Raw genomic sequence first — 10,359 nt, forward strand, 5'->3', positions numbered from 1 at the left:
GGATGCCGGAACGCCGCGTTAGCCTCGGATCCGAGAGCCGGTACGGGCGATGCGACGCGCGTACGGCGACGATCTACGAGAAGGCTGAGGTGGCTGCGATGGCGAAGGTTCCGGCAGCGGCAGTGGCGGCGGGCGGACTGGTCGGCGGCTACGCCGTCGCACGGTGGACCAGGAAGCGGCCACTGGGCGGGGTCGCGCTCGCCGCCGCGGGAGGCGTCGCCGCGTACGAGTGGAACCGGCAGGCAGGGCCGCGGGCCGCCGTCGCCCTGACCACCGCCTACGTGGCCGCCTTCGCGGGGTCGCACCCGCTGGCGAAGAAGGTCGGCGCCTGGCCCGCGGTGTTCACCGTCGCGGGCACCGTGGCCGCCGCGTCCTGGGCCGTCACGCGCCGCGCCGCCTGAGCGGGGATTTTTTTCGGCACGAGGTGAACGCGGGCGGCNCGGCACGCGAACTGAGGCCGACCGAGGCCACCCCGATGTGCCCCACAGGCGCCCCACAGGCGCCCCACAGGGCTCCCGCAGGCACCTCTCAGGCGCCTCTCAATCGGCGCTCAAACACCTCTCGAACACCTCTCAAGCGGCTCTCAAGCCCCGAACGCCCGCGACACCGAGTAGATCGCCAGGCCCGCCAGCGCACCCACCACCGTGCCGTTGATCCGGATGAACTGCAGGTCACGGCCGATGTGGGCCTCGATCTTCTTCGACGTCTGGTCCGCGTCCCAGCCGGCCACCGTGTCGCTGATCAGCGACGTGATCTCCGCCCGGTACGTCGTCACGACATACACCGCCGCGTCCTCCAGCCAGCCCTCCACCTTCGCCTGGAGCCGCCCGTCCGTCGCCAGCCTCGCACCCAGCGACATCAGCGAGGCGCGGGCCCGCAGCCGCAGTTCGCTCCGCTCGTCCTCCGCGGCCGCGATCACCATCTGCCGGACGGACGACCAGGCGGACGCGATGACGTCCTGGACCTCGCCGCGCCCCAGGATCTCCGACTTCAGCCGCTCCACCCGGGCCCGGGTCTCCGAATCCGTCTGGAGGTCGGCCGCGAAGTCCGTCAGGAACGTGTCGATCGAGCCGCGGGCCGGGTGCCCCGGCATGTCACGCATCTCGGTGACGAAACGCAGCAGCTCCTTGTAGACCCGCTCGCCCACCCGCTTGTCCACGAACCGCGGGGTCCAGCCAGGCGCACCGCCCTGCACCGCGTCCATCACCGAGTCGCCGTGCTGCACCAGCCAGTCGTGCGCCCGCACACAGACCAGGTCCACCACCTTGCGGTGGCCGCCGTCCGCGACGACCTTCTCCAGCATCTTGCCGAGCCCCGGGCCGACCTCCGCCGCGTTCGCCCGCCGGGTGATCGCCTCACCGACCACCGCCTGCACATCCGCGTCACGGAGCACGGTCAGCGCGCCCCGCAGCGCGGTCGACAGCTCGGCCGTGACCCGGTCCGCGTGCTGAGGCTCCGCGAGCCAGGCACCCACCCGGCCGCCGATGGCGAGGGAATGGATCCGGTCACGGACGACGCCGCCCGACAGAAAGTTCTCGCCGACGAAGGAACCGAGTGAGGCCCCCAGCTGGTCCTTCTTGTTTGGAATGATGGCGGTGTGCGGAATCGGCAGTCCGAGCGGACGCTTGAAGAGAGCGGTGACCGCGAACCAGTCGGCCAGCGCACCCACCATCCCCGCCTCGGCGGCCGCTGCGACGAAGCCCGGCCAGCCGCCCACCCCCTCGTTCTTCGCCCAAGTGGCGAGGACGTACACCAGCGCGACCAACAGAAGGAGGCCGGTGGCCGTGGTCTTCATGCGACGCACGCCACGACGCTTCTCCTCGTCGGCGGCCGTGTACGCGAACGAGGCGAGCGACGCCGACGGGCGGGGCCCTCTCCGTCGCTCCGGCCCCTCCCCGGGGCCGCCCGGGCCCGGGCCCGCACCCGTGCCGGTGTCCGCCGTGCCGGCCGCCGCGTCCTCGGCCGTGCCTTCGATCCGTTCCATCCGCTCCACCCGTCCGCGTAACCGGCGCCCCCGGCGCCCCGTACGCATTGTGCCTACCTGACCTACTCCCGGGCCGCACGTCGAGTTCCCCGAGCCCTGCCGCATCATGGGTTCCGGCCCACGAACGAATGAGGAGACACACCGTCCATGCCCAGGCGCCAGGGATCCGCCCTGCTCATAGCCCTCCTGGTGGGCACCGCCGCGCTCGCCGCCCTCGTGGCGTTCACCGGCTCCCTGCTGTTCACCGAGCCCCGGGCGAAGGCCGTGGCCGCCGCAGGCCCGCAGGGCGTGGCCCGCACCCCCGCCGCCCCGGCTCGCTCCACCGGCCAGTGGCTCGCCACCTGGGCCGCGGCCCCCGTCCTCGGCGCGACCGACCCGGAGCAGGGCCCGGACCCGAGCCTGCGCACCATCCGTAACGTCGTGCACACCAGCATCGGCGGTGACGCGGCCCGCATCACCCTCTCCAACCTCTTCGGTACGCAGCCGCTGCTCGTCGACCACGTCACCGTGAACGCCCTCCCGGTGACGTTCCGCAACGCGCCCTCCGTGACGATCGCCGCCGGAGGACAGGTCATCAGCGACCCCGTCGTCGCGCCGGTCGCCGCCGACGCCGACCTCGTCGTCACCCTGCGCACCCCCACCGCCCGGGGCCCGGTCACCGTCCACCCCAACAGCCACCAGACGTCCTCCACCGAGGGCCCCCAGGGAACCAGGCCCACCACCGACTGGCGCTACCTCACCGCCGTCGACGTACGGGGCATGGCCGCCACCGGGACGCTCGTGGCCTTCGGCGACTCACTCACCGCGGGCAGCGGCTCCACCACCGACGCGAACAGCCGCTGGCCCGACATCCTCGCCGACCGCCTCGCCGGCCGGTACGCGGTCGTGAACCAGGGCATCGGCGGCAACCGCATCCTGCTCAACGACGTCGGGCCGCGCGCCCTCGACCGCTTCGACCGCGACGTCCTGGCCGTCACCGGCGTGAAGACCGTCGTCATCGCCCTCGGCATCAACGACATCCAGGCCTTCCCCCAGGAAAGCGACCCCGCACGGATCACGGACGCCCTGCGCACCCTGACCGAGCGCGCGCACGCCCGCGGACTACGGGTCATCGGCGCGACCCTGATGCCGTACGAGGGCCAGGGCAACTGGACCCCCGCCAGGAACGCCGTACGTGAACACGTCAACACGATGATCCGGGCCGGCGGCGTCTTCGACGAGTTCCTCGACTTCGACCTCGCGGCCCGGGACCCGTCGCGGCCGACCCGGCTGCTGCCCGCCTACGACTCCGGCGACCACCTCCACCTGAACGACGCCGGCTACCAGCGCCTGGGCTCCCTGGTCGACGTGGCCTCCCTGCTGCGCGCCCAGCCGTCGTCGGACGCGCTGTGAGGGGTACCGGGCGCTGAGACGAGGCGCTAACGCCCGTCGTCACCCTTCTCCAGCCGCGAACGCCCGCCATCGCGCAGCTGCTGCGTCTGCGCATCGCGCTCACGCTGCTTCTCCGCCTTGCTCCGCTTACGCTCCACACCGACGCCGCCCATCAGCGCCAGGCCGGTGACCCGCACCCGGGGAGCATCGGGTGCGGGGAACCCGTCGTCCTTCGTGTTCTCCCCGAAACCGCCCATGATGCCGATCCCGCGGACCTCGACGTTCAGATCCGGCGAAACCGTCACCTGCATGCCACCCATGATCGCGAAACAGCGGACGACCACCTCGCCGTCCTCGAAGTTCGCCTCGCGCAGATCGATCTCGCCGCCGCCCCACATCGCGAACGCGGTGAACACCCGGCTGATCGTCCAGTTCCCCCGGCGGGAGAACCCGCCCCAGAACGCGAAAGCGCCCTTCGACGTGGCGGGCTTGCCGATCCGCTCCGACCAGCGGGCCAGCGAACCCGTCCGGGGCCGCTGCCCCGCGACCGCCGGCGCCACCGCCCCGCCACCGGGAGCGGGCAGATCACGGACGAGCGGTTCGAGCTCACCGTGTGTGCGGGCCTTGTACGTCGCGTCGAGCCGCTGCTCGAACTCCTCCATCTGCAGACGGCCCTCGGCGACCGCCTCACGCAGAACCTCGGCGACCCGTTCACGCTCGGCATCGGAGGCACGCATCTCCGGAAGTTCGCTTGTCATACCGTGCAGCCTATTGAACGGGCCCGCTCCCGTCACCGCACTACAGGCCGGAGGCCGACGCGTACATCTTCGCGATCACGGCCTCGATGTCCGGCTCCCGCACCGAAAGATCCACCAACGGGTACTCCGCGGCGATCCGCGCCACCAGCGGCGCCGCCGAAGCGGACGCCGGAAACGCCAGCCACTGCCGCACCCCCTCGACCTTCACCGTGCGCACCGAATGCTCCGACTCCAGCACGATCGGCGGGAGTTCACGCTCCAGATCCACCACGAGCATCCGCTCGCTCTCCCCCACCTCATGCAGCCCGGCGAGCGCACCGTCATACATCAAACGCCCGTGATCGATCACCATCACCCGCTTGCACAACTGCTCGATATCCGTCAGATCATGGGTGGTGAGCAGCACCGTCGTACCGCGCTCCGCGTTCAAGTCCCGCAGAAAACCACGCACCTTGGCCTTCGACACCACATCGAGACCGATCGTCGGCTCATCCAGGTACAACACCTCCGGATCGTGCAACAGCGCCGCCGCGATATCGCCCCGCATCCGCTGCCCCAAAGACAACTGACGCACCGGCACATCCAACAACTCCGCCAGATCGAGGAGTTCGATACAGCGGTCCATGTTGACCCGGAAACGGTCATCGGGAATCCGGTACATCCGGTGCATCAGCCGGTACGAGTCACGCAGCGGCAGGTCCCACCACAACGTGGTGCGCTGCCCGAAGACCACACCGATGCGCTGCGCCAGCCTCGTACGCTCCCGGGACGGATCGATGCCCGCCACCCGCAGCGAACCGGCACTCGGAGTGAGGATCCCGGTCAGCATCTTGATCGTCGTCGACTTCCCCGCCCCGTTCGGGCCGATGTAACCGACCATCTCACCGCGCCCCACCCGGAAACTGATCCCGTCGACGGCCCGCACCTCCCTCCGTTCGCTGCGCAGGAAACCCGTCCTGCGACGGACGTCGAAGACCTTCTCGACACCGTCGAGCTCGATGAAATCCGTATCCGTATCCACGCTCACACCCATGTCCGCCGCCTCTTCCCGCTCGACCCGCGTCAACTTCCCGTACTCCGGTACGCCCGCAGCCCCGCCCGCCACGCCAGGCCCGCGACCGCCCAGCACGCACCCGCCACCAGCGGCGGCAGGAACGCCACCCAGTCCGGCAGGCCCAGCGGATAGTCCCGGCCCAGCACATACAGCGCCGGCAGCCAGTTCACGAAGGCCAGCGGGATGACGAACGTCACCCCGCGCACCAGATCCGTCGCGAAGACCGTCGGCGGGTACTGGAGCAGCGTGGCCCCTCCGTACGTGAAGGAGTTCTGCACCTGCGAGGCGTCCTGCGCCACGAACTGGAACGCCGCCCCGGCCACGAACACCGCGGCGAAGATCGCCGCACCGCTCAGCAGCATCAACGGCACCATCAGCACCTTCGCCACCGTCCAGTCGATGTCCAGCGTCACCAGCGCATAACCGAGCACCAGCGCCCCCTGCGACACCCGCCCCAGCCTGCGCAGCGCGAACCGGTCCGCCGCCACCTGCGCGAGCACCGGCACCGGCCGCACCAGCAACGTGTCCAGCGTGCCGTCCCGCACCCGCCGCCCCAACCGGTCCATCGACCCCATCAGCAGATCCGCCAGCCCGAACGCCGTACCCGCGGACCCGTACAGCAGGGCGATCTCCGGCAGCGTGTAACCACCCAGCACGTCGACGTGGGAGAACATCAGCAGGATCGCGACGAAGTCGAACGCCGTCGCCGCGAAGTTCCCGAACGTCGTCAACACGAACGACGTCCGGTACGCCATCGTCGAGCGCAGCCACATCGCCACGATCAGCCCGTACGCCCGCACCCCCTCGACCACCCGCGACCGCGGGACGAACACCGCCCCGGGCTCCTCCCTCACGGCCACGTCCACCGACTCCACCGACTCAGCCACCCTGAACCACCACCCTCCGCGTCGCCACCGACTGCAACAGCCGCCCCGCAAGCAGCAGCACCAGCGCCCAGCTCGCCTGGAACGCGTACACCCGCACCAGACCCCAGCCCGTGTGCTTCCCGAGGAACACATCCGCCGGCACCTGGAGCAGCGCCGACCACGGCAACGCCCGCGCCACCTCGCCCAGCACCCCCGGGAACACGTTCAGCGGCAGCAGCATCCCCGAGAAGAACATCCCCGCCAGGAACGACATCTGCGCCGCCCCCGCCCCGTCCAGCAGCCAGAACGCCGACAGCGCGACCAGATAGCGGATCGCGAAACTCACCACGACACCCAGCCCCACCGCGACCAGGAAAGCCACCCAGATCCCCGGCGACCCGGGCATCGCCAGATCGAAGGCGAGCGAACCGAAGATCATCGGCACGATGCCGCGCCCCAGCAGATGAAACGCCGCCCGGCCCAAGTCACCCGCCAGCCACCACAGTTGAAGATCGACCGGCCGGTAGAGATCGACCGCGATATCACCCGTACGGATCCGCTCGATCAGCTCGTCCTCGAAACCGCCGCCCATCATCACGCACGTCATCAGCAGCGCCTGGCCCAGCCACACGTACGTGAGCGCCTGCGACATGTCGTACCCGCCGAGCTGCGGACGCTCGTCCCACAGCGCCGCATACGTGTACGCCAGAATGAAGCCGAAGACGGTGTTGGTGAACACCCCCGCGGCCGTCTCGATCCGGTACGTGGCATAGCGCCGGAACCCGCCCGCCGCCACCACGGCATAGAGCCGCACCACAACCACCCCTCACGATCGGGGTGCCCCGCCGTGCGCGGACACCAAAGCGCAGGAGCCTAGTCCAGCCGGAGGAACCGCCGCGACTGCTTTTCCGAGGTCGATCCGGTGGTTATTCCGCAGAAAAGTGCAGTATGGGAGAACTGACCGCGGCCGAGGAGTCTGCACCGACATGAGCGACGAGCCACAGCAGCAGAACGGGGACCCGGCAGACCCGGGCTGGACCCCCAGGGACCTGTCTGCCGACGCTGCCGCCCCCGCGGAACAGGGCACCCCGGCCAAGGGAGCGGGCAAGCAGAAGAAACCCAAGCGCCCCAAACGCACCGGCTGGCGCCGCGCGATCCCCACCTGGCGCATGGTCCTCGGCGGCATCCTCCTCATCGCACTGGTCCTGATCGGCGGATTCATCGCCGGCTACCAACTCGTCGAGATCCCGCCCGCCAACGCCAGCGCCACCGCCCAGTCCAACGTCTACCTCTACAAGGACGGCAGCGTCATCGCCCGCGACGGCGAGGTGAACCGGGAGAACGTCAGACTCGCCCAGGTCCCCCTCACCGTCCAGCACGCCGTCCTCGCCGCCGAGGACCGCGACTTCTACTCCGAACGCGCCGTCGACATCAAGGCGATGGTCCGGGCCGGCTGGAACACCCTCACCGGCAAGGGCAAGCAGGGCGGCTCCACCATCACCCAGCAGTACGTCAAGAACTACTACCTGGGCCAGGAACAGACGATCGTCCGCAAGATCAAGGAATTCTTCATCGCGATCAAGCTCAACCGCGAAGAGACCAAGGACCAGATCTTCGAGGGCTACCTCAACACCAGCTACTTCGGCCGCAACGCCTACGGCATCCAGGCCGCCGCCCAGGCCTACTACAGCAAGGACATCGGCGACATCACCACCGCCGAAGGCGCCTACCTCGCCTCCCTGCTCAACGCCCCCAGCGCCTACGACGTCATCACCCACCCCGAGAACAAGCCCGCGGCCCTCGCCCGCTGGAACTACGTACTCGACGGCATGGTCAAGGAGGAGTGGCTCGGCGCCGGCGAACGCGCCGCCCTCACCTTCCCCCTGCCCGGCCCCGTCAAGCCCGCCAACAGCCTCTCCGGCCAGCGCGGCTACATCGTCCAGGCCGTCGAGGACTACCTGATCCAGAAGGACATCCTCGACGAGAAGACCCTCGCCACCCGCGGATACCGCATCACCACCACACTGGAGAAGAAGAAACAGGACGCCCTCGTCGAAGCCGTCGACGACAACGTCATGTCCAAGACCAGCAAGAAGAACAAGGCCGACCGCAACGTCCGCGTCGGCGGCGCCTCCATCGACCCCGCCACCGGCCGCGTCCTCGCCATGTACGGCGGCATCGACTACACCCGCCAATACGTCAACAACGCGACCCGCCGCGACTACCAGGTCGGCTCCACCTTCAAACCGTTCGTCTTCACCTCCGCCGTCGCCAACCGCTCCACCACCCAGGACGGCCGCCGCATCACCCCCAGCACCATCTACGACGGCACCAACAAACGCATGGTCCAGGGACCCGACGGACCCACCGGATACGACCCGGCCAACGAGGACGACGTCAGCTACGGCCCCATCACCGTCCGCACCGCCACCGACAAATCCGTCAACGCCGTCTACGCGCAGATGGCCGAGGACGTCGGCCCCGAAAAGGTACGCACCACCGCCATCGACCTCGGCATCCCCAAGGACACCCCCGACCTCACCGCCTCACCGTCGATCGCCCTGGGCCCCTCCACCGCCAGCGTCCTCGACATGACCGAGGCCTACGCCACCCTCGCCGACCACGGCAGACACGGCGACCACGTCCTCGTCGACAAGGTCACCAAGGACGGCGAAAGCGTCACACTCCCCGACCGCACCACGGCCACGGCACCGAACCGTCGCACCCCGAAGTCCCCGACAGCCCTCCCGAGCAGCGTCGTCACCATGTACACGTTGTACGGGACCGTCGAAAGCTGCTCCGAACTCCCCAGCACATCCTGCAGATACTTCGCGCTCCAGTTCGAGACCGTCGAATCCCCGATGTACGCGAAACACATCACCAGACAGAGCGGCATCAGCAGCTTGAACGAAACCGACCCGGCCGCACCCCGCGCCGCCCCCTGCTCCCGCTCGTCCTCCTGCTTCCCCTCGACGTACCACCGGCTCCCGACGAACGCGACGGGCAGCAGCACGACGACCACCGGAAGGTACGAGACCACCAGCGAGAGATCCCAGTGAGCTCCGGCCCACGCCATGGACGCCCCGGCGATCCCGCCCAGGCTGTACGCGGCGTGGAAGCCGAGCATGATGGAGCGCCCGTACGCCCGCTGGAGACTGACCCCCATCATGTTCATGGAGGCGTCCAGCGCACCTACGGACAGCCCGAACACGCCGAGCGCCAGGGCCGCTTCCCACACCTCGCTCCCGGCACCGACGCCGAGCAGCGCGAGCAGCACCACCGGCTGCGCCCACCGCAGGACGACTCTCGGACGTACCCGTGCGACCACCTTCTCGGTGACCACGCTGCCCACACCGGCCAGGATCGGCACGGCGGCGAGGAACACGGGCAGCAGGCCGTCGGATATCCCGTACCGGTCCTGAATGGCGGGGATCCGGGTCACGAGGAGAGCGAAGGTGACGCCCTGCACGAAGAAGCTCAGTGCGAGGGAGGCTCTGCCGTGCCGCAAACGTGCATCTGTCATGGGCGCGAGCGTAGGGCCAGTCTCTACCCATGGGTAGACGCGTCAGGCAAGCAATTCCCGCAGCTGTCCCATGTCGGAGAAATGCCCGGTCACACCGGCCAGCCGGTCCGCCGGCATCATCGATGTGAACCCGTACACGTCCATGCCCGCGGCCCTGGCCGCCTCCACGCCGAGCGGGCTGTCCTCGATGACGACGCACCGTTCGGGAGCGACGCCCATCCGCTCGGCGGCGAGGAGGAACAGGTCGGGCGCCGGCTTCCCCCGGCCCACGTCCTCGGCCGAGAAGATCCACTCCTCCTCGAACCACTGGTCGAGCCCGGTCCGGTGATGGCTGACCCGGATCCGCTCGTGGCTGCTGGAGGAGGCGACGCAGTACGGGATCCCGTCGGCGACGAGCTCCCCCAGCACCTCCTGCACGCCGGGGACGGGTTCCAGCTCCCGCTGGAACGCGGCGAAGATCCGTGAGTGGAGCGTGTCGTCGAAGTCCGCAGGGAGCTTCTCCCCGCCCCGCTCCTCGACGAGGTCGTGCACCCGGTGCACGGCGGACCCCATGTAGTCACGGAGGGACTCCTCGTACGAGGTGGGGTGCCCGAGCTCTGTGAGGTAGCCGGCCAGGATGGTGTTGGAGATCGGCTCGCTGTCCACGAGCACACCGTCGTTGTCGAAGATGACCAGTTCGTAGCGCATGCCACGACCTTAAACGGTCGGAACGCAGAAAAGCCCCGTGCCACAAGGGCACGGGGCTTAACTATCAAAAGGAGTTCGGCGGCGTCCTACTCTCCCACAGGGTCCCCCCTGCAGTA

The 10,359-nt window shown here is 69.3% G+C and carries 8 protein-coding genes and 2 pseudogenes; 3 read left to right on the top strand and 7 right to left on the bottom strand.

Annotated elements, in window-relative coordinates; translation table 11 throughout:
• The first annotated feature begins 98 nt into the window (after positions 1–98).
• Positions 99–401: a hypothetical protein gene (locus JGS39_RS30820; protein WP_018517962.1), complete on the top strand. Its 303-nt coding sequence runs from the start codon at positions 99–101 to the stop codon at positions 399–401.
• A 182-nt stretch (positions 402–583) separates the two neighbouring features.
• On the opposite strand, the gene JGS39_RS30825 is transcribed toward JGS39_RS30820, so the two are convergent.
• Positions 584–1,984, bottom strand: a complete 1,401-nt coding sequence (locus JGS39_RS30825) for a DUF445 domain-containing protein (RefSeq protein WP_371603706.1) — start codon at positions 1,982–1,984, stop codon at positions 584–586.
• Between the two features lie 147 nt (positions 1,985–2,131).
• Here JGS39_RS30825 and JGS39_RS30830 point away from each other — a divergent pair, with 147 nt between their 5' ends.
• A complete protein-coding gene (locus JGS39_RS30830) occupies positions 2,132–3,376 on the top strand; it encodes an SGNH/GDSL hydrolase family protein (protein WP_219572991.1) in 1,245 nt (414 codons plus the stop codon).
• 26 nt (positions 3,377–3,402) lie between these two features.
• On the opposite strand, the gene JGS39_RS30835 is transcribed toward JGS39_RS30830, so the two are convergent.
• The 4 genes from JGS39_RS30835 to JGS39_RS30850 all read right to left on the bottom strand — a co-directional run bounded on the left by JGS39_RS30835 (position 3,403) and on the right by JGS39_RS30850 (position 6,847).
• Positions 3,403–4,092: a DUF1707 SHOCT-like domain-containing protein gene (locus JGS39_RS30835; protein ID WP_219572993.1), complete on the bottom strand. Its 690-nt coding sequence runs from the start codon at positions 4,090–4,092 to the stop codon at positions 3,403–3,405.
• Positions 4,093–4,153: 61 nt separating this feature from the next.
• Entirely contained in the window at positions 4,154–5,146 is a 993-nt protein-coding gene (locus JGS39_RS30840; RefSeq protein ID WP_219572996.1) for an ABC transporter ATP-binding protein, read from the bottom strand.
• 29 nt (positions 5,147–5,175) lie between these two features.
• Positions 5,176–6,054 carry an ABC transporter permease gene (locus JGS39_RS30845; RefSeq protein ID WP_308120806.1) on the bottom strand — a complete coding sequence of 293 codons (879 nt, stop codon included), beginning with the start codon at positions 6,052–6,054 and terminating at the stop codon, positions 5,176–5,178.
• Entirely contained in the window at positions 6,047–6,847 is an 801-nt protein-coding gene (locus tag JGS39_RS30850; RefSeq protein ID WP_219572994.1) for an ABC transporter permease, read from the bottom strand. The genes JGS39_RS30845 and JGS39_RS30850 overlap by 8 nt, the downstream gene beginning before the upstream one ends.
• 172 nt (positions 6,848–7,019) lie before the next feature.
• Between JGS39_RS30850 and JGS39_RS30855 the strand changes: the two are divergent.
• Positions 7,020–8,795 (top strand): annotated as a pseudogene (locus JGS39_RS30855) (transglycosylase domain-containing protein); the annotation flags it as partial.
• Here JGS39_RS30855 and JGS39_RS41180 read toward each other — a convergent pair.
• Positions 8,747–9,556 (bottom strand): annotated as a pseudogene (locus JGS39_RS41180) (MFS transporter); the annotation flags it as partial. The pseudogenes JGS39_RS30855 and JGS39_RS41180 sit on opposite strands and share 49 nt — an antisense overlap.
• Positions 9,557–9,598: 42 nt before the next feature.
• Positions 9,599–10,243, bottom strand: a complete 645-nt coding sequence (locus tag JGS39_RS30860; protein ID WP_219572992.1) for an HAD family hydrolase — start codon at positions 10,241–10,243, stop codon at positions 9,599–9,601.
• Positions 10,244–10,359: the final 116 nt, after the last annotated feature.

This window comes from Streptomyces poriferorum (assembly GCF_019399235.1).
Taxonomy (GTDB): Bacteria; Actinomycetota; Actinomycetes; order Streptomycetales; family Streptomycetaceae; genus Streptomyces; species Streptomyces poriferorum.